Annotated in this window: 19 protein-coding genes; 7 read left to right on the forward strand and 12 right to left on the reverse strand. The window is 60.4% G+C overall.

Going from position 1 to position 19,372, the window contains the following annotated elements:
* Window positions 1-135: 135 nt before the first annotated feature.
* The gene (gene nirB, locus B9Q17_RS05225) at window positions 136-2,649 is read right to left on the reverse strand and encodes a nitrite reductase large subunit NirB (protein WP_094624394.1); all 2,514 of its coding nucleotides are present in this window, start codon (window positions 2,647-2,649) and stop codon (window positions 136-138) included.
* Window positions 2,650-2,988: 339 nt separating this feature from the next.
* Between nirB and B9Q17_RS05230 the strand changes: the two genes are divergently transcribed.
* Complete coding sequence (locus tag B9Q17_RS05230; protein ID WP_094624395.1) at window positions 2,989-4,326, forward strand: nitrate regulatory protein; 1,338 nt, start codon at window positions 2,989-2,991, stop codon at window positions 4,324-4,326.
* Here the strand turns inward: B9Q17_RS05230 and B9Q17_RS05235 are convergent.
* The 10 genes from B9Q17_RS05235 to B9Q17_RS05280 all read right to left on the reverse strand — a co-directional run bounded on the left by B9Q17_RS05235 (window position 4,287) and on the right by B9Q17_RS05280 (window position 12,477).
* The gene (locus B9Q17_RS05235; protein ID WP_094624396.1) at window positions 4,287-4,943 is read right to left on the reverse strand and encodes a hypothetical protein; all 657 of its coding nucleotides are present in this window, start codon (window positions 4,941-4,943) and stop codon (window positions 4,287-4,289) included. The two genes, B9Q17_RS05230 and B9Q17_RS05235, sit on opposite strands and share 40 nt — an antisense overlap.
* A gap of 48 nt (window positions 4,944-4,991) precedes the next feature.
* Window positions 4,992-5,384 (reverse strand): type II toxin-antitoxin system HicB family antitoxin, encoded by a 393-nt coding sequence (locus B9Q17_RS05240; protein WP_094624551.1) that lies wholly within the window; start codon window positions 5,382-5,384, stop codon window positions 4,992-4,994.
* Window positions 5,385-5,546: 162 nt separating this feature from the next.
* Window positions 5,547-6,065 (reverse strand): Hcp family type VI secretion system effector, encoded by a 519-nt coding sequence (locus B9Q17_RS05245; protein ID WP_058342275.1) that lies wholly within the window; start codon window positions 6,063-6,065, stop codon window positions 5,547-5,549.
* A gap of 206 nt (window positions 6,066-6,271) precedes the next feature.
* On the reverse strand, window positions 6,272-8,011 hold the full coding sequence (locus B9Q17_RS05250; RefSeq protein WP_094624397.1) for a bifunctional protein-serine/threonine kinase/phosphatase: 1,740 nt from the start codon (window positions 8,009-8,011) through the stop codon (window positions 6,272-6,274).
* Between the two features lie 55 nt (window positions 8,012-8,066).
* The gene (locus B9Q17_RS05255; protein ID WP_094624398.1) at window positions 8,067-8,915 is read right to left on the reverse strand and encodes a formate/nitrite transporter family protein; all 849 of its coding nucleotides are present in this window, start codon (window positions 8,913-8,915) and stop codon (window positions 8,067-8,069) included.
* A 296-nt stretch (window positions 8,916-9,211) separates the two neighbouring features.
* Entirely contained in the window at window positions 9,212-10,021 is an 810-nt protein-coding gene (locus B9Q17_RS05260; RefSeq protein WP_094624399.1) for an energy transducer TonB, read from the reverse strand.
* Complete coding sequence (locus tag B9Q17_RS05265) at window positions 10,018-10,428, reverse strand: ExbD/TolR family protein (RefSeq protein ID WP_094624400.1); 411 nt, start codon at window positions 10,426-10,428, stop codon at window positions 10,018-10,020. Before B9Q17_RS05265 ends, B9Q17_RS05260 begins: the two co-directional genes overlap by 4 nt.
* Window positions 10,425-10,820 (reverse strand): ExbD/TolR family protein, encoded by a 396-nt coding sequence (locus tag B9Q17_RS05270; protein WP_094624401.1) that lies wholly within the window; start codon window positions 10,818-10,820, stop codon window positions 10,425-10,427. The genes B9Q17_RS05265 and B9Q17_RS05270 overlap by 4 nt, the downstream gene beginning before the upstream one ends.
* Window positions 10,807-11,592, reverse strand: a complete 786-nt coding sequence (locus B9Q17_RS05275) for a MotA/TolQ/ExbB proton channel family protein (protein WP_094624402.1) — start codon at window positions 11,590-11,592, stop codon at window positions 10,807-10,809. The genes B9Q17_RS05270 and B9Q17_RS05275 overlap by 14 nt, the downstream gene beginning before the upstream one ends.
* 120 nt (window positions 11,593-11,712) lie before the next feature.
* Window positions 11,713-12,477 carry a sulfite exporter TauE/SafE family protein gene (locus tag B9Q17_RS05280; protein WP_208618755.1) on the reverse strand — a complete coding sequence of 255 codons (765 nt, stop codon included), beginning with the start codon at window positions 12,475-12,477 and terminating at the stop codon, window positions 11,713-11,715.
* Between the two features lie 97 nt (window positions 12,478-12,574).
* Between B9Q17_RS05280 and B9Q17_RS05285 the strand changes: the two genes are divergently transcribed.
* The 6 genes from B9Q17_RS05285 to B9Q17_RS05310 all read left to right on the forward strand — a co-directional run bounded on the left by B9Q17_RS05285 (window position 12,575) and on the right by B9Q17_RS05310 (window position 18,542).
* The gene (locus B9Q17_RS05285; protein ID WP_094624404.1) at window positions 12,575-14,062 is read left to right on the forward strand and encodes an amidase; all 1,488 of its coding nucleotides are present in this window, start codon (window positions 12,575-12,577) and stop codon (window positions 14,060-14,062) included.
* Between the two features lie 144 nt (window positions 14,063-14,206).
* Window positions 14,207-14,839, forward strand: a complete 633-nt coding sequence (locus B9Q17_RS05290; RefSeq protein WP_022990538.1) for a hypothetical protein — start codon at window positions 14,207-14,209, stop codon at window positions 14,837-14,839.
* Between the two features lie 107 nt (window positions 14,840-14,946).
* Complete coding sequence (locus B9Q17_RS05295; RefSeq protein WP_094624405.1) at window positions 14,947-15,954, forward strand: methionine ABC transporter ATP-binding protein; 1,008 nt, start codon at window positions 14,947-14,949, stop codon at window positions 15,952-15,954.
* On the forward strand, window positions 15,954-16,631 hold the full coding sequence (locus tag B9Q17_RS05300; RefSeq protein ID WP_036220240.1) for a methionine ABC transporter permease: 678 nt from the start codon (window positions 15,954-15,956) through the stop codon (window positions 16,629-16,631). The genes B9Q17_RS05295 and B9Q17_RS05300 overlap by 1 nt, the downstream gene beginning before the upstream one ends.
* A 279-nt stretch (window positions 16,632-16,910) precedes the next feature.
* Complete coding sequence (locus B9Q17_RS05305) at window positions 16,911-17,693, forward strand: MetQ/NlpA family ABC transporter substrate-binding protein (RefSeq protein ID WP_094624406.1); 783 nt, start codon at window positions 16,911-16,913, stop codon at window positions 17,691-17,693.
* A 264-nt stretch (window positions 17,694-17,957) separates the two neighbouring features.
* Window positions 17,958-18,542, forward strand: a complete 585-nt coding sequence (locus B9Q17_RS05310; RefSeq protein WP_208618756.1) for a YncE family protein — start codon at window positions 17,958-17,960, stop codon at window positions 18,540-18,542.
* Between the two features lie 64 nt (window positions 18,543-18,606).
* Here B9Q17_RS05310 and B9Q17_RS05315 read toward each other — a convergent pair whose 3' ends face one another.
* Window positions 18,607-19,260, reverse strand: a complete 654-nt coding sequence (locus B9Q17_RS05315; protein ID WP_058342284.1) for a peroxiredoxin — start codon at window positions 19,258-19,260, stop codon at window positions 18,607-18,609.
* Window positions 19,261-19,372: the final 112 nt, after the last annotated feature.

Below are 19,372 nucleotides of genomic sequence, written 5' to 3' on the forward strand. Positions count from 1 at the left end.
GCCTATCCCACTTATGTCTGTGAGCGCGGGGGTCGGGGTAATTTTCTGGCAGGAAAAAAGATGTCTGAGCAAAGCGAGTTATTTTTTCCAGAAGAAAATTACCCCGGCCCCCGTGCTCAGCCCCAAGCCAGAAGGCTACGAAGAAGCCACCTCCAAGACAGGCCTACGCTGCCCCCGCTCAGAAGTCCAACGCTGCACCGGGTCCTTCTGCAACGGCGCATTCACAAACTCCCGGAACCGCTTGCGCTTCTCAGGATCCTCAACGGCGGTCTTCCACTCGCACTGATAGGTATCCACCAGATCCGCCATATGCTGCTCCAGCTCCTCACCAATACCCAGGCTGTCCTCCAACACCACCTGCTTCAGATACGCCAGACCACCCTCCAGGTTTTCCATCCACACCGACGTCCGCTGCAGCCGGTCCGCCGTGCGCACATAGAACATCACCACCCGGTCGATGGTGCGGATCAGCTCTTCATCCGACAGATCGGTGGCAAACAGATCCGCATGGCGCGGCCGCATCCCGCCATTACCACACACGTACAGATTCCAGCCCTTCTCCGTGGCAATCACCCCGAAATCCTTGCACTGGGCCTCCGCGCATTCCCGGGTACAGCCGGACACCGCCATCTTCACCTTGTGGGGCGCCCGCAGGCCCTTGTAGCGATTCTCCAGAGTGATCGCCATACCCACGCTGTCCTGCACGCCGTAACGGCACCAGGTGCTGCCCACACAGGACTTCACCGTGCGCAGCGACTTACCGTAGGCGTGGCCGGTCTCGAACCCGGCGGCGATCAGCTTCTCCCAGATCTCCGGCAGCTCACTCAGGGTGGCGCCGAACAGATCCACCCGCTGGCCGCCGGTAATCTTGGTGTACAGGTTGTATTCCTTGGCCACTTCGCCCAGCACAATCAGCTTGTCCGGCGTGATCTCGCCACCGGGAATGCGTGGCACGATGGAATAGGTGCCGTTCTTCTGCATATTGGCCATGAAGGTATCGTTGGTGTCCTGCAGCGGCACGTGGTCGGTGGCCAGGATGTGTTCGTTCCAGCAGGTGGCGAGAATCGAACCCACGGTCGGCTTGCAGATGTCACAGCCCTGGCCTTTGCCGTATTGTTTGAGCAGGCCCCGGAAGGTGCGGATGCCGTTCACTTTCACCAGGTGGAACAACTCCTGGCGGGTGTAGGGGAAGTGTTCGCAAAGGTCGGTGCACACCTCTACGCCACGCTTTTCCAGCTCGCTGTCCACCACCTTTTTGAGCAAAGCGGCACAGCCACCACAGCCGGTGCTGGCCCTGGTTTCGGCCTTCACTCCGCCCAGATCAGTGCAGCCGGCGTCAATGGCGCCACAGATATCTCCCTTGGTGACGTTGTGGCAGGAGCAGATGGACGCGGTATCCGGCAGGGCGTCGGCACCTAAGGCCGGGGCACCGCCTTCGCTCTCCGGCAGAATCAACGCTTCCGGGTTCGCCGGCAACTCAATGCCATTGAGGGCGTATTGCAGCAGGGTGTCGTAGGGGCCGTTGTCGCCCACCAGAATGGCGCCCAGCAGGGTCTTGCCGTCCTGGCTCACCACCATGCGCCGGTAGAGGCCGGCCTGCTCATCGTGAAAACGGATATTGCGTACACCCGGGGTCTGGCCGTGGGCATCGCCGATGGAACCCACATCCACCCCCAGCAGCTTGAGCTTGGTGCTCATATCGGCACCGGTAAAGGCCGCGCCGGTGTCTTTGTTCAAAGCGGCCGACAGGGTGCGCGCCATGGTGTAACCCGGAGCCACCAGTCCGAAGATGCGATTGTTCCAGAGTGCGCATTCACCGATGGCGTGGATATTCGGGTCGGAAGTGGTGCATTGATTGTTGACCACAATGCCACCGCGCTCGCCCACCTCCAGGCCACAGGCCCGGGCCAGGGTATCCTGGGGGCGGATGCCGGCGGAGAACACAATCAGGTCGGTTTCCAGGTGGCTCTCATCCGAGAAATTCATCCGCAACCGGGCGCTGCTGCCCGGCACAATGGCGGTGGTGGCTTTCTTGGTGTGCACCTGCACATCCAGGTCTTCGATTTTCTGACGCAACAGGGCGCCGCCCTGGTCGTCCAGCTGCACCGGCATCAGGCGCGGGGCGAATTCCACCACATGGGCCTGCAGGCCGAGGCTTTTCAGGGCATTGGCTGCTTCCAGCCCCAGCAGACCGCCGCCCACCACCACGCCGGTTTTTGCCGATTGGGCGCTGGCCTGAATGGCGTCCAGGTCGTCCAGGGTGCGGTACACGAAGCATCCGTCCCGGTCGTTGCCTTCAATCGGCGGTACAAACGGATAGGAGCCGGTGGCCAGTACCAGTTCGTCATAGGGATAGACGCCCTTGGCGGTGGTTATCACCCGGGCGTCCCGGTCGACGGCGGTAACCGGCTCGTTCAGGTGCAGATCAACGCCCTGCTCCGCATACCAGTCTGCCGTGCCCATCGCGAGATCCGCATGGCTGGAGCCGCTGAAGTACTCCGACAGATGCACCCGGTCGTAGGCCAGTTGCTTCTCTTCCCCGAACACCAGAATGTTAAAACTCCCGGCAGCCGGCGACTGGGTGAATTGCTCCAGGAAGTGATGGCCAACCATGCCGTTGCCGATCACGATCAGGGTTTGTTTGCTCATGGGCTGCCTCTCCAAACGAAAAAAGCCGGAGCATCATGTCCTCCGAGGAGAACAGATGGTCCGGCGCCAATGCCAACAACAATGATCTGATGGTCCGGCCTGATTCCTTGGCCGGGACAGTCGTCCTTGGTTAGGCCAAAGCGATCTCCGTGCCAACTTTTCAAAGCGTTTAAATTCAGCGGGTTAGCGGTTCTGGCCGTTTGCCCCAGCTCGTAGCAGGCGAAAAGGTGCCCCGGGATGGGGCGACATGCCCGATGTTGAGGCTGGCGGTTCTGGCCTGTTAATTGCTGCACACCGGTTAGACCGAACACGCTGTGTGCTGACACAAGGAGCTGCACCATGAATACCCAACGCCACCCCCACGTGACCGCGGCGGCGACTGCCGCGGATTTCCTTATCGCCTCCCGGCAGTGCGAGATCCGCAACCTGGAGCACTTTCTGCGGATGGGCCGGCTGGTGCAAAGCGTGGGCAACCTGGTGCACGGGCTGCAACGGGAGCGGGGTGCTACCAACCTGTTTCTGGGTTCCGGGTGTCAGCGCTTCGCTAGGCAGCGGGACTTGGTGCTGAAACAGAACGAACAGCTGGCCTCAATCTTCCGGGAGGCGCTGGCGGACATCCAGCATGACCTGACCGACCACCCGGTCAGCAGTCCGTTGCTTGGACACATTGCTGGTGCCCTGCACTGCCTCGATCAACTTCCAGAAATGCGGCGCCGGGTAGCAGAGCAGTCTGCCAGCGTGGCGGATGCCACGGACTGGTACTGCGACACCATCCATAAGTTGATCACAGTGGTATTTGAAGCCGCTGAAACCGTGGCTGAACCCTCTATCGCCGGCTTGCTGGTGGCCATGGTGCACGTAATGAATGGCAAGGAATACTGTGGCCAGGAACGGGCCACGGGCTCGGCCGGGTTCTCCAGCGGCCAGTTCGATAGTGCACTGTCACGGCGCATGATGCACCTGGTTGAGGCGCAGGAACGGTGTTTTGAGGTGTTTGTAAACTTCGCCCACGAAGAGAGCCTTGGGCTCTGGCAAACCCTTCGCGCTCACCCTCGGGAGCTGGAGATTGAACGGATGCGGCAGAAGGCAGTGTCTGTCGGGCGCTTTAAAACGCTGGATGAAGGATTGGCGGACCACTGGTTCCATCTGATGACTGAGCGTATGGACGATCTCAAGAAAATTGAAGACTCGATCGAAAGCGCCTTTCATCATCGCTGCGTGGAACGCTACACCGAAGCCCGTCGAACACTGGCTCACCAGGAAACCTTGCTGGCCTCACTGGAACAACGAAGCTCCCCGGCAACTCCGGTGTTGGTGGTCTGTGATAATGGCGTGGACGCACGCACGGTGGATGCCTGGGCCGGCGATGGCGTTGGGCAACAGGCAGGCCGGTCGATCTTTGACCTGGTTCAGGCGCAAACCCGCCGACTGCGCCAGATGTCCGAAGAACTCCAAAGTGCCAAAGAAGCCCTGGAAGACCGCCGTATCCAGGAAAAAGCTGTGTTGCTGCTGATGGAACACCGCAACATCAGCAACGACGAAGCCCACCGGTTACTGAGGAAACTGGCGATGGATCAGGGTAAACGCTTGCCAGAAGTGGCCCGGGCGTTGATGTCCATGTCCGCCGTGATTGGCAATCAAGCCGCCGGGCTCAAAAGCTGCAGAGGCACGCGATAGCGCAACAGGCGGGATTGGTGGCTGACCAGAACGGTGCAGGTTTTGCGGTTAACCCGGATGACCTCACCTTTCTTCTCGCTGCGCCCGTCACCAAAACGCACGGCATCCCCGACCTGCCACTGCTGCCGGGCCTGCTTCGGGCTCGGCAGTTCAAAGGCTGCGCCCGAAAGTTCGATACCGGCCAACGTTGCCTGTTCACTCAGATACTGTCGGGTAGCCCCGGCGGCGCCGCTGTTATGCAACTCATCCAGCGCTTCATAGAAATGCCGGTTATGCACCGAGCCGTAATGCCGTTGCCCGGCGCTGTGCTGCAGCAAATGGGCGAACTCATGGCAGCAGGTGTGCGCCAGCAGGTTCAGCACACTCACTTCCCCCTCAAAATAGCCGCGGCTCCGGATTTCCCGGGTGGATAACCAGCCCTGGGCGGTTTCCGGTTGATGCTTGGCGGCAATCATCCTGGCCCCGTAGGTGATCAAGTGTTGCTTCTTGCGGGGATCATAACGGTGGTAAGTGGCTTGCCCGGAGCCTACGCGCAGCACCAGTCCTGCACACTGGTTCTGTTTTCGAACCCAGCTTGCAGCCGGCGCCCATAGAATGTCCCGGGTGGCCTGGCACATGAGAGTGCCGAGTGTCTTTGTAAATTCGGGGAGTGAAGATGTCACGAGTTAACGGGCTTCCAGTTCTTTGCGAGCTGTCATTGCCAAAAAGGCTGACCGGCTCATATGTCTGCTCCGGGCCTCCTCGTCAATGCGACGCAACAGGCCTTCCGGAAGGCTGACGTTAAGGCGGACAGATCGGGTTTTCAAGCGGTTAACGTCTATATCCACCATCATCCAGAGACCACCCTGATAGTCACGGTTATTCATCAGGTCGTCCAGGGAGGATGGCGAGGGAAGCTCCATGTCTTCGTCTTCGCAGTAAAGCTCAATGGCCTCCTGTATTTTTCCCGGCAACTCCTGCCATTGGTCGGCAGCGGAAAAACAGCCGGGGAAGTCCGGAATTTCGGCGCCGTGGGCGTGCTCGTCGTCGCCCTTGTGTACGTATACGGGATAAAGCACGTTTACCTCCAAGTCCCACCCGGCCTGACGATAAATGCCACACAGAGTGTTAGCGATTTTGTTGTGTATGTTTACACAATGGTTTGTTCCTGACAATGAAGCCCGGAAACAAAAACGGCCGGCCCGAAGGCCAGCCGTTTTCCGAGGATCGAACCTGAAAAATCAGGCTTCGATTGGCGAGCGCCAGTCGTCTGCACCGGAAGTGCCGGCAACGGCATGCTCCCAGGTTACCTTGCGGTAGGACAGGGAAACGGTTACCAGCTGGGTGAAGTCAGCGTTGGCAGCGTCCTGGCAGTGGGGCATGTTGCAGTCGATGTCGATGATGGTGGCATCTTCCAGGATGGTGGAGAAGAAGTGCTCCTGTTTGCCTTCCACGGAAGTGCGGTACCACTTGAGCTCTACTTTCGGCAGCATTTCGCCGGAAGCCAGGGCGTTGTACATCAGCGGGGTGGATTTGTTCAGGGCGGAAGTGAACTTGAACGGCTTGTGAACGCGCTGGCCGGAAGGCTGGCCGGACTGGGGATCAGTCGGAACGGTGACAACGTGGCTGAATTCCTGAACCAGCACTTCGTCTTCGTGGCCTTCAACGTAGATGTTGCCTACGGAATCGGAAGTGAATGCGCCGGCGGTGATGTTGCCCTGAGTTTTACCTTCGATGCTGATATAACAAGGAGTTGGCATAGTCTGCTCCATGACAATGTGTGAGTGAGTGTCCCAAGGTTGTTCCCTGGACGGCGTAACTGGTAACAATCCCCGTGCCAGTTTTTTAATTCTTATATAAAACATATAGTTATGTGTTTTTATGGCGTTTCCTGAGTGCCTTCGGGCAACGCGTTGCCTGGCGTACGGGCGAGCTTTTGCTGGCCGGGCAAGAAATGGCCCGGAGCTCAGATCCAGGAGCCTCCGGCCAGGGAAGTTAATAGCGCCAGCAGAAGCAGGGCTGAGACGCCTTGCCAGAAACGTACCGGGTGCCGTTCCATGAGAGGAGGATGGTGTCGGGCGTGCCAGTCCTGCCCGGGGTGTCGGAGTTCATAGAGCAGTTCCGATAACGCCGGGTAGCGACGATGGGGTTCCGGGTGGGTGGCCCGGGCCAGGGTGGCGTCCAGCCACGGTGGCAGGTCTTCGCGCCAGGCCCTGGCTGGCCGGTATGTCAGGGCCCGCAGTTGTTTGCGAGTGCGGATTCGGGGTACATCGGTGTGGTAGGGCAGGTGCCCGGTCAACAGCTGATAGACAATCACGCCAAGGGCGTACTGATCCGACTGCCAGGTGCCCGGCTCGCCGAGAAACAGTTCCGGGGCCGAGTAGAGGGCTGCGCCAACCGGATAGTCGGTGGCAGGTTTGCCGGCTTCTTCAAGACCGGCGACCCGGGTAGCTCCGAAATCGACCAGCATGGCCTGGCCATCGGGTGTGATCAGGACATTTTCCGGTTTCAGGTCCTGATGCACCATTTCCAGCCGGTGAAAGGCCCTGAGTCCCCGGATAATCTGCTCGGCCAGTTGTCGCACGGTTTCCAGGTCTGGCTGAGGGTGGTCAAGCATCCATTGCCGCAAGGTACAGCCTTCCACATAGTCAGTGGCCAGGTACAGGCAACTTTGCGGGCGCTCCGGGGCAAAGATGGCGACCACATGGGGGCTCTGCACGCGCTGGGCAATCCAGCGTTCGGTGGCAAATCGCTCCAGTTCGTCCGGGTACTGTCGTAACTCCATGGCGGGAAACTTGATTGCGACTTGCTTCCCGGAACTTTCATCCACGGCCAGGTAAACGTGGCTTCGGCTACTGATGTGCAGGGCCCGGATGATCCGGTACCCGTCCAGCACCTGTCCGGGTGCGGCCTCGGGCGCGAAGGGCAGTTCGCGATAGGCCTCCTGGGCGCTGACGTCCTGTGTCCGAGAGGGTAACTGGAGTACGCGCAGTACCTGAACGGTCAGGTTATCCTCACTTCCCCGCTCCAGTGCCAGGTTGGCCAATGCCCGGGCAGCGTGATACAGATTGTCCCCGCAGTCTGCAAGGCATCTGGTGATATCCCCTGCAGACAGTTGTTCGTATACACCATCGGTCATCATCAGAAATACGTCGCTCCGGTGCAGGGTGACACTGCGATATTCGATGTCCAGTTGCGGGCTCAGCCCCAGAGCCCGGTTCAGGCAGCTTTCGTCGGCCGAAAGCCAGACCCGGTGGTCGGTCGTGAATTGTTCCAGGGTGTTGCCCTGAAGCCGGTAAATCCGGGCGTCTCCTACATGAAACAGGTGCGCCGTTGCGGATTTCAGCACCAGGGCACTGAAGGTGCAGACGTAGCCCCGGTCCTGGTCGTAGCGATAACGGCTTTGCCGGGTCTGGGCGTGCAGCCAGGCATTGGTGGCCCGAACTACCCGTTCGGCCGACTGTTTCACCGACCAGCTCTCGGGGGTCGAGTAGTAGTCGCTCAGGAAGCCTGCCACCGCCGCTTCACTGGCCTCCTGGCTGACATTGCTGGAGCTGATGCCGTCGGCGATCACCGCCGCAATGCCTTTGCTGTGGCGCTGATGATTGTCTGGTATCAACAGGCCGTGGAAATCCTGGTTGACCGGTTTCCGGCCGGCGCTGCTGAACTGTCCGGCTTCTATCGTGAGCTGTTGGGTGCTGGACATGGATATGAACCAGTGAAGCCCCCGGTGTGTGCGGCACCGGGGGCTTCAGCCGTGATCAGGCGCTGCGGGTGCTGGCTGGTGCGCGGTAGTCCGCTGCCAGCGTGCGCTTGGGCGCAGTGCGTATATGGGTGGCGTACAGGGTCAGGCCGGTGAAGGACAAACCGCCCACCAGGTTGCCCAGTACGGTGGGAATTTCGTTCCAGACGAAGTAATCCATGATGCCGAACTCGCCGCCCATCAGCAGGGCAAACGGGAACAGGAACATGTTCACAATGGAATGCTCGAAGCCCATGTAGAAGAACAGCATGATCGGCATCCACATGGCCAGTACCTTGCCCTGCACCGTGGTGGAGATCATCGCACCGACCACGCCCATCGACACCATCCAGTTACACAGCACGCCCCGCAGAAAGATGGTAAACCAGCCCGCTACGCCGTGTTCGGCGTAACCCAGGGTGCGGGCTTTGCCGATGGAGGCGATCTTTTCGCCTACCACGCCTGGCTCGGTGTTGAAGCCGTAGGTGAAGACGAAGGCCATGATGGCGGCCACGGTGAGGGCGCCGCCGAAGTTACCCAGGAACACCCAGCCCCAGTTGCGGAGAATGCCCCGGGTATCCACGCCCGGGCGCCGGTCCAGAAGGGCCAGGGGCGTGAGCATGAAGACGCCGGTGAGCAGGTCGAAGCCCATCAGGTAGAGCATGCAGAAGCCGACCGGGAACAGCATCGCACCAGCCAGGGGGCTGCCGGTCTGGACGGTGACGGTGATGGCAAAGACCGCGGCCAGGGCCAGGATGGCACCGGCCATGAAGGCCCGGATCAGGACATCCCGGGTGGCCATATAGATTTTCGCTTCTCCGGCGTCGACCATCTTGGTGACGAACTCGGAAGGCAGAATGTAAGACATAAGGGATTCCTCCTGATTTTTTGGCGCGGTTGCCGGCGCCAAAAAAAAGGCGCCGCTCACGATTCGCTTTGAAAGCAAAGGTGAGCAGACGCCGTCGCCTGAAGTTGTTCATTTTCGGTGTGGCAGAGTGCTGGTCTGCTGAAGGGTTCTCAGCAGGGTTCGTGCCAGCTCTGGCAGTTTTTAAGAAAAGGTAGTGATTTCAATAATAAAGCGGACGTGTGATCGAGGTTGGCCGGTTATTTCTGGCGCGGCCGGCAGCACCGATGCAGTGCAGCCTGCGTGGCACTGGTGCATTTTCAGCGCAAACTGAACCGAACCGGAAGGGCGTAGGCAAAGGTTCGGCCCCGCATTTCCGGCGGCACGGCGGGCAGCGGTGCAGCTTGTTCCAGCATTTGTAGGGCGGCATCGTCCAGCAGGCGGTGGCCGGAGCTGTCCCGAAGTGAGTGGCCCAGAAGCTCGCCGTCGCGGGTGAACTCGAACACGATCACCGGCGTGCCCTGCTGGCCCAGCCGTCGCGCCCGGCGCGGGTAGTCGTAGTAGCGTGCCAGGTGGCGGCTGAGTTTGCTCAGATAGCTGTTCACGTCGGCGGAGTTGCCGGCGGTCTGCAGAGGCACGGCATCCTGGTTTTCCGAGGCATCGCCCTCTTCCCCGGATGTCTCCGTAGCTTCTGAAATATCGGCCGCAGGGGCAGGCTCTGCCGGCGCGGGTGCCGGTTCCGCAGCAGGCTCCGGTGTTGGCTCGGGTTCAGGTTCTGGCTGAGGTTCGGGTTCCGGAGCCGGTTCGGGCTTGGGATCGGGTTTGGGCTCTGGCTTGGGTTTTGGCTTGGGTTTTGGCTTGGGTTTTGGCTTGGGTTTTGGCTTGGGTTCGGGTTTCGGTTCCGGCGCGGGCTCTGGCTTGGCAGGGGGAGCCGCGGGCTTTTCCACCGGCGCAGGCGTTTTCCGGCCAGCCAGGCTGATCTTGATAGCCGGTGCGGTGTTCACAGCGCTGTCGCCCAGGGTAGCCAGCTGCACGGGCTTGTCCGGTGCCGCCAGCGTCAGCCCGAAGCCAGTAGCAGCTATGGCCAGCACCAGAAACAACAACTTGGGGCCCTTGTGTTCCGGCATCATTGTCCGGGCTCCGTCAGCAGCAGAACCTCGGTGTAGCCGCCCTGCTCCAGGACGGACAGCAGCGCTTCCAGGTCGGACATGGTAAGCGACTGGTCTGCGGCAATTCTCAGGGGATTGTTGTCATCGGGTTGCGGCAGGGCGGCCAGCAGCTGTTCTTCGCCCAGCACCTTGCCCTGTACTTTCCACTGGCCATCGGCCGCGACCATCAGGTCGGCTTCGGGGGCACGTTCCTGTTGCTGTCGGGCTGCACCGGGCAGCTCGGGCAGGGGCTCGTTGGTCAGCTGGCCGGCCACGATAAAGAAGATCAGCAGCAGGAACACCAGGTTGATCAGCGGCAGCAGGGCATCTTCAACCCGGTCCAGCAGGCCTTTTCCGGAGGTTGATGGAGGAGGAACCAGTTCTGTCATAGGTCGTTGGTGCTTTGGCGATTCCAGTGCGCTTCCACGCCGGCGTTGTCCAGGGCGCTCAGGGTGCGGGTGAAATCCGCCAGGCGGCTATCGGCGCTGGTGCCCAGGTTGGCTTCCCGGATGCCGGCTGCCTTCAGTGCTTCCAGTAATTCCCCGAGGCTGTAGCGGTTGTCCTGCCACACTACCTGACCGCTGGCGGTTACCTGCAGCTCAGGCAGGGGCTCGCCGGTCACGCTGCTGCGGCTTTCAGTGTTATTGCCCAGTTCCAGGTAGTCCACGGGCAGCAAGCGGGTGGTCAGCATGAAAAACACCAGCAAAATAAACACCACATCAATCAGCGGTGTAATCCGGATCGGTAGGGGCCGGTTCGGCCGGGGTTCAACCAGCTGCATGGGCGAAGCGCGGGCTATCGTTGCCGGAATAATTACGGGTGTCAGCGGCTTTTGAGGGTTCATCCGCTGGGACAGCCTGCGGCGCGCCGGCGGCCTCACCCGACGGCACCACATTGAACACACTGACCAGTGCGCTGTTGATGGTCTTGTGAATCCGGCGCAGGCGGAATTCGATCCAGGCGGCCAGGGCGGCAAAGGGAATGGCGACTATCAGGCCTGCAGCGGTGGTCATCAGGGCTTCGTAGATACCGCCACTGAGCTGGCTGGCGTTGGCCCGGCCTTCGGTGGCGGCCATGGCGCTGAAGGCTTCCATCATGCCCATGACGGTGCCCAGCAGGCCCAGCAGCGGAGCCAGGGCGGCAATCACTTCGATGATTTTCAGCGGTGCTTCAAAGGGTTCCAGTGCACCCTGGGCATCCCGCACGGCGGTCTCGCGCACGGCCGGGGTGTTGGGGTTGGTCTGGCAGGCGCTCATGGTATTCACCAGCAGGTGCATCAGCGGGTTGCCGCGACCGAAAAAGCCGGCTTGCTGGCGCACCTGTTCCGGGCGGGTGTCCGACGGCGCAGATTGCCACTGGTCTACCAGGGTGCGCAGCTTGCGGGTGTGTCGCGGGGCGTAGAAGCTGCCGTACAGCATCAGGTAGACAAAGGTAACGGTACCGATCACCGCCAGGGCAATCAGCACAACCATGATCGGGCCGCCCATGTCGACCAGCTGGTTTAACGGGCTGAGTTCGGTAAGGGTCTCGGGTACGGCGCTGATGGGGTCCATGAAGCAACACTCGGAAGAATGAAAACAGAACTAAATAATAACGATTATCACTAGAATTACAAGTGGGAATGCGAATGTGTTGCGACGGGCTGGCTGCTTTCGAAACAGTGCGGAGGTGTGTCAGCCGAACCAGCCGGCTGACTGCGCCGCCTGCCACAACAGCCGCAGCGCCAGCAGGGTCAGCACCACGTTGAACGCCAGGCTGAACCAGCGGTTGGTCATGGTGTTCAGCAGGCGCAGCCCCAGCCAGGTGCCGGCAAAGCCGCAGGCGATCATGGCGACAATGAACAGCAGCCATTCCGAGAACACAAAGCCAGCAAAGCCGAACACCAGGGCTTTGGGCGCATGCTGCAGGGTCATGGCGGCGGCAAAGGTGGATACGGTTTTGAAACGGTCGGTGTGGATCTGCTTGATGAATGCGGCTACCAAAGGACCGGTGGCGCCGACAAACAGGCTGATAAAACTGGTGATAGCCGAGGCCAGGAATATACCGGCCGGCCCGAAATAGGCCTTGGGCAGTTTCGGGCCCCAGCACAGATACAGCACGAAGCCGGCAATGGTCAGTTGCCACAGGTGAGCGGGCAGGTTGACCAGCAACCAGGCGCCCAGGGCAGCCCCTGCCACAACACCCGGCGCAAAGGCCAGAATCACTCGCCAGTCGATATGGCGAAAAGTCAGTACTGCCCTGCCGGTGTTGGAGCCCAGCTGGATCATGCCGTGGACAGGAATAATCGCCGCTGGCGGCATCCAGGTGGCCATCAGCACCAGCAGCAATACACCGCCACCGGCGCCCAGCACGGCAGTCAGCATGGAGGTAACGGCGGAGGCCGCCAGCAGGAATAATCCCGCGCCCGTGCTCAGGGCTTCCGGGAACAGCAGATCCATGGCACTCACCTAACGATTGTCGTAAGCTCCGGAGTTTCCGGATTACACCCGAAATGTCCAGCCGGATTGCACCACAAAACAACAAGCAGGGTTGCCGATGAAACAGTCTGAATATCTGAGCTTTGATGCCACCGCACTGGCTGACCTGATTCGCCGGGGCGACGTCAGCGCCCGGGAAGCGACTGAAGCGGCCATTGACCGGGCCAACCGGGTGAATGGCAAACTCAACGCGATATGCCATCCGCAGTTCACCGAAGCCATGGAACAGGGTTTCCCTGAAGACGGGCCCTTTGCCGGCGTGCCGATACTGCTGAAAGACCTGGCCCAGGAGCAGGCCGGCCATCCCTGCAGCTATGGCAGCAGGGCTCTGAGCACCAATGTGCCAACCCGGGATTCGGAATTCGTGCGCCGGGCCCGAAATGCCGGGCTGGTGTTTCTGGGGCGCACGGCCACGCCGGAATTCGGCCTGAAGGCGGTGACGGAATCCGAGCTTTGGGGCCCCAGCCGCAATCCCTGGAACACTGACCTTACCCCCGGAGGCTCCAGCGGTGGTTCCGGTGCGGCAGTGGCAGCCGGCATTGTGCCCATGGCCGGTGCCAATGATGGCGGCGGTTCCATCCGTATTCCGGCGGCCTACAACGGCCTGTTCGGCCTGAAACCATCCCGGGGCCGCATCTCGGTGGGCCCGCACATGGGTGAGGCCTGGACAGGCGCCTCCACCGATCACGTGGTGTCCCGCACCGTGCGAGACAGCGCGGCCATGCTGGATGTGCTGTCCGGCCCCGCCAGCGGTGACCCGTTCCGCATTCCTGCGCCCGAATCGTCGTTTCTCGAACAAATGCAGCAATCCCCCGGTAAGCTGAAAATCGGAGTATTCACCTCCTCACCCTACGACACCGAAGTGGCCCCTGAGTGCGTGGCGGCGGTGGAAGAAACCGCGAGAATGCTGGAGGGGCTCGGGCATGAGGTGGAATACGCCCGTCCGGACTTTGACGGCATGGCCCTGGCCCGGTGCTACCTGTCCCTGTATTTCGGGGAAGTCTCGGCCCTGATGGACAGCGCCCGGGAACGTTTCGGCGCCACGGATAAAGACTTTGAACTGGAAACCCGCCTGCTGGGAATGCTCGGCCGCAACATGCCGCTGCCGGACTACGTTCGGAGGCGCCAGCAGTGGAATGACTTTGCCCGGGCCCTGGGGGCGTTCTTCGACCGCTTTGACCTGTACCTCTGTCCCACCACCGGCCAGTTGCCGGCACAGATTGGCCAGATGGACACCCCGGCGCACCTGAAGCTGGTCGCCCGGCTGATGCTGGGCCTGAAAGCCGGCAAACTGGTACACCGTTCAGGACAGGTAGACCAGATGGCCCTGGAAAGCCTCGCCCGAACCCCCTTCACCCAGCTGGCCAACCTGACCGGAACCCCGGCGATATCGGTGCCCATGCACTGGACCCGCGACGGGCTGCCGGTGGGCGTTCAGTTCGGTGCGGCCCACGGCGGCGAAGGCGGCTTGCTGCAACTGGCCGCCCAGCTGGAGGAAGCCAACCCCTGGTTTGCCAACTACGAGCGCCTGGAATCGGCATTCTGAAGAAACTGTGCGGATTTGTTGGTCAGGGGTTGTGATCCGGGCCAACAAACTCCACGTTTATCTTTCCATGTGGAACAGGCTATGCTGTAGGGCAGGGACTCCGCTCCCTGACCACCCTGATGGCATCGAGGAGGCGAGCATCTTATGAACCAATCGATGGCAATCGACGATCTGGTATCCGTAGCACAGGCCGAAGCCATGGGGGAGCTGGATGCCCCGATGATGGCAATTGTTCTCTCCAGCGATGAGAGCTACGACCTGCCCATCAACTCCTTGGAAACCGATGCCGACAAGGCCCGCTGGGGCCTGATTCTGCGTGCCGCCCGTGAGCATGTAGAAGCCGACGCGGTGGCTGTGCTTTACCCGGCCTGGACCACCATCCGCCGCAAGCCGGCTGAAAGCGAAGAACCCGAAGAGTCTGAAAAATCCGACGTGCAGGCTTCAGAAGCCGATGACGGGAATGCAGACGACGACAAAGGCCCCATCGACACCCTGTTTGTGCAGCTGCACACCCGCGACAGGATTTACTGGCGTGGCTTCGAACAAATCCGCGACCCGCGGCACCAGCGCATCATCGGCTTCCGCCGGATCAAGGCGCTGTCCACCGACTACGAACGGGATAACGCGCCCTCCGTGGCGGCCTGGCTCAGTACTCTGTTCGAGCCGCTGCCGGAAGAAGGCGAACAAACCGACATCGACCAGGAACTGGCAAACCTGCTGGAAGAGCCGGAAGTGAGTGCCGCGCTCTACCCCCGGCAGATGCGGGCCCTGCATTGACGGATAAGGGCAAGTACACACGGCAGTGATTCGGGTTTGATCAGCGAATAGGCTATAATCGTCGGTTTTATCCTGCACCCTCAAGGCACTGAACCAGGGCACTGACCGTGATTGTATTTGACCAGGTACAAAAGTCGTATCAGGTGGCCGGCCGGGCGATCCCCGCGTTGCATGCCACCAGTATGACCATAGAAACCGGCGAAGTATTCGGCATCGTCGGCCATTCCGGTGCGGGCAAGTCGACCCTTGTCCGCCTGATCAACATGCTCGAGCCAGCGACCGGTGGCCGCATCCTGATCGATAACGAAGACATCACCCGCTACAGCGCCGCCGAGCTCAGGGCGTTCCGCCGCAAAGTGGGCATGATCTTCCAGCACTTCAACCTGTTGTCGTCCAAAACCGTGGCCGACAACATCGCCTTCCCCATGAAACTGGCGGGTATCTACTCGAAAACCGAGATCCGGGAACGGGTGGAAGAACTGCTGGCCCGGGTCAGCCTGAGCGACCATGCCAACAAATACCCGTCCCAATTGTCCGGCGGCCAGAAACAGCGCGTGGGCATCGCCCGGGCCCTGGCCTGCCGCCCGACCATCCTGCTATGTGACGAAGCCACCAGCGCCCTGGACCCGCAAACCACACAATCGGTGCTGAAACTGCTGGGCGACATCAACAAGGAACTGGGCCTGACCATCGTGCTGATCACCCACGAAATGGACGTGGTACGCCGGGTGTGCGACCGGGTTGCCGTGATGGACGCCGGCCGGGTTGTGGAAATGGGCCCGGTGAGCGACGTGTTCCTGCACCCGCAGCACCCCACCACCCGGGATTTCGTGTTCGAAAGCGAGAACGTAGACCGCGACGAACTGCAGGAAGACCTGCAAAAAGCCAACGGCCGCATCCTGCGACTGACCTTCAAGGGTGAATCCACCTACAAGCCGCTGCTGGGCAGCGTGGCCCGGGAATCCGGTGTGGATTTCAGCATCCTGTCCGGCCGGATCGACCACATTAAAGACACCCCCTACGGCCAGCTGACCCTGTCACTGGTGGGCGGTGATCTCGACATTGCCATGCAGGCGCTGGAAGCCGCCGACGTTCACGTGGAGGTGGTGCGCTGATGGAAGCTTTAATGGAAACCCTGATGGGCAACGTAGACTGGGCCGAAATCGGCTGGGCCAGCTGGGACACCCTGGTGATGGTCGGTATGTCGTTGCTGTTCAGCGTCCTGATCGGCCTGCCCGTCGGCGTACTGCTGTTCCTGTTCGGCAAACGCCAGCTGCTGGAACAACCGGTGGCCTACGCGGTGCTGTCGTTTGTAGTCAACGTACTGCGCTCGGTACCCTTTATCATCCTGCTGATCGTGATGATCCCGTTCACCGTCATGCTGATCGGCACCTCCCTGGGCGTAGCCGGGGCCATCCCGCCGCTGGTGGCCGGTGGCGCACCCTTCTTCGCCCGTTTGGTGGAAACTTCCCTGCGGGAAGTCGACCGCGGCATCATCGAAGCCACCCAGGCCATGGGTGCAAACGTAAGACAGATCATCTTCGGCGCCTTGCTGCCGGAAGCGCTTCCCGGCATTATCGCGGGCATTACGGTAACGGCCATTACCTTGGTGTCTTATGCAGCCATGTCTGGTGTTATCGGTGGCGGCGGCCTGGGTGACCTGGCCATCCGATTCGGTTACCAGCGCTTCCAGACCGACGTGATGGTGATTACCGTGGCCTTGCTGGTAATCTTCGTACAGCTGTTGCAGATGGCGGGTGATCGCCTGGTGCTGTATTTCAGCAGAAAGTAAGACTGTGATTGAGCCGGGAAGGCCATGCCAAGCCCGGTATAGGCAGGCTGCTGGGAGGCTCCTTCCGAAAATCTGGAGCGCCATGGACGGCGCGACGAAGCCCTACAGGGGCGAAGCAAATGCTTTAGAAGCGAAGCTTCGCGTGTAGCGTAGCGACAGCAATCTGCGATTGCTGGCTGGACCCGCTTGCGGGTATTCACGGGCGTTTTTCGGAAGGAGCCTCCCAGCAGCGTGCCGTAAACCAAAGTTAAACACGATGCTCCACAGGAGAACGCAAAAATGAACTTCAAGAAAACCCTGGTAGCCATCGCTGCCGCAGCAACCTTCTCCTCAGCCGCCTTCGCTGAAAAGCTGTCGGTAGCTGCTACCCCCGTTCCCCATGCGGAACTGCTGGAATTTGTGAAGCCGGCACTGGCTGAACAAGGCGTTGAGCTGGACGTGAAAGTCTTCACCGACTACGTACAGCCGAACATCCAGGTCGACCAGAAGCGTATGGACGCCAACTTCTTCCAGCACCAGCCGTACCTGGATGAATTCAACGCCGGCCGCGGCACAGACCTGGTGACTGTCACCGGTGTCCACGTTGAGCCGTTTGGCGCCTACTCCAGCAAGATCAAGTCCCTGGACGAGCTGAAAGACGGCGCGGTTGTGGCTATCCCCAACGATCCCACCAACGGCGGCCGTGCCCTGCTGCTGCTGCAGAAAGCCGGTCTGATCACCCTGGAAGACGAGAGCAAGATCACCGCCACCCCGCGTGACATTGCCGACAACCCCAAAGACCTGGACTTCAAGGAACTGGAAGCCGCCACGCTGCCGCGTATCCTGAACCAGGTAGACGTTGCCCTGATCAACACCAACTACGCGCTGGAAGCAGGCCTGAACCCGTCTGAAGATGCCCTGGTGATTGAAGGTGCCGAGTCTCCTTATGTGAATATCCTGGTTGCCCGTCCGGACAACAAGGACAGCGAAGCCATGCAGAAGCTGGCCAACGCCCTGAAGTCCGATGCGGTAAAAGACTTCATCATGGAGAAGTATGAAGGTGCGGTAGTCCCGGCGTTCTGATACCAACCGGGTAACCGACTGAAATCAAAAGGACAGGCTGAGACCTGTCCTTTTTTTATACCTGCAGTTGGCCGAAATGACGGGCCGGGTGTCAGTTGCGTCATGTGTCTGATTGCCTAAAAAAGGTACAAGTGTTCGCCGAAAAAGGAAATCGGCCAGTTCCCGACCGGCAACTCTCCCCACGAAAACGTCTATTCCGGGGATGGCAGCAAGATTTACCACGCCAGCATCGGCCATGTTTTCACCCCGCTGGACAAGAACCTGATGGACTTCACCAAGGGCGAGCGACGGTTCCAGGTGGTGGATGCAGAATCCCTGGAAATCATCGAGCAGTTCGACTTTGCCGAAAAACTCGACGCGGCCGGCTACAGTGACCTGAGCCCCGCCATCCGGCCCATGGCCCATACGCCGGATGAACGCTTCTTCTACTTCCAGCTGTCGTTCCTGCACGGCTTTGTGGAGTACGACATGGAGCAGGGCGTGGTCACCCGCCGGGCGGCGCTGCCAAACCTGGTACCGGATATGCCACGGGAGCTCTACATCAACGATTCTGCGCACCACGGCATTGCCATGAACGGCAAAGGCGATACCCTGTGTGTCGCCGGCACCATGAGCGATTACGTGGCGATTGTAGACCGGGAAACCTTCGACTACACGGTGCTGACCGGGCTGGGTGAGAAGCCCTATTGGGTAACCACCAATGCCAAGGGCGACCGCTGCTATATTTCCTGGAGCGGTACCGACCAGATGTCGGTGATTGATATCGACAGTGCCAGCGAGATTGCCCGGGTCGATGTGGGGGATCATCCCCAGCGTATCCGTGAAGGCCGGGTGCCGGCCAGCTGGTAAGCCGGAAACAGAAAAGGGCAGGTTCAACCTGCCCTTTTCGTGACTGCTTTACAGAACCGGAGGCTCAGTCGCCGCTCCAGTTGGAGGACGGGTCTGGTGTCATCCGCAGGTAGGACTTAACGGCCTTGTAGCCTTTCGGGAATCGTTTCTTGATTTCCTCTTCGTCCTGCAGGGACGGCACAATCACCACATCGCCACCTTTTTCCCAGTTGCCCGGGGTGGCCACCTTGTGTTCGTCGGTCAGCTGCAGCGAGTCGATCACCCGCAGCACTTCGTTGAAGTTACGACCGGTAGAGGCCGGATAGGTGATGATCAGGCGCACCTTCTTGTTCGGGTCGATCACGAACAGCGAGCGAACGGTCAGGGTGCTGTCAGCGTTGGGGTGGATCATGTCGTACAGCTTGGCCACTTTGCTGTCGTGGTCAGCAATGATCGGGAAGTTAACGCTGCAACCCTGGGTTTCGTTGATGTCCTTGATCCACTCCTTGTGGGAGTCCACCGGGTCGACACTCAGGGCGATTGCCTTGACGTTACGCTTGCCGAACTCGTCCTTCAGCTTGGCGGTCAGGCCAAGTTCGGTGGTGCAAACCGGTGTGAAGTCCGCCGGGTGAGAGAACAGCACGCCCCAGCTGTCCCCGAGCCAGTCGTAGAACCGGATGGTGCCTTCGCTGGATTCCTGTTCGAAATCCGGTGCGGTATCTCCAAGACGCAAGGTCATAGTCAGTCTCCTTTCCTTTGCACGGTTTTTGTACGGCCACTTTGCCAGTGTCTACCAGTAACTCTGGTACCGGATGATCCGGATAACAAGGGGTAGTTGACCCGGATCATCC

Source organism: Marinobacter vinifirmus, from assembly GCF_002258215.1.
Taxonomy (GTDB): domain Bacteria; phylum Pseudomonadota; class Gammaproteobacteria; order Pseudomonadales; family Oleiphilaceae; genus Marinobacter; species Marinobacter vinifirmus.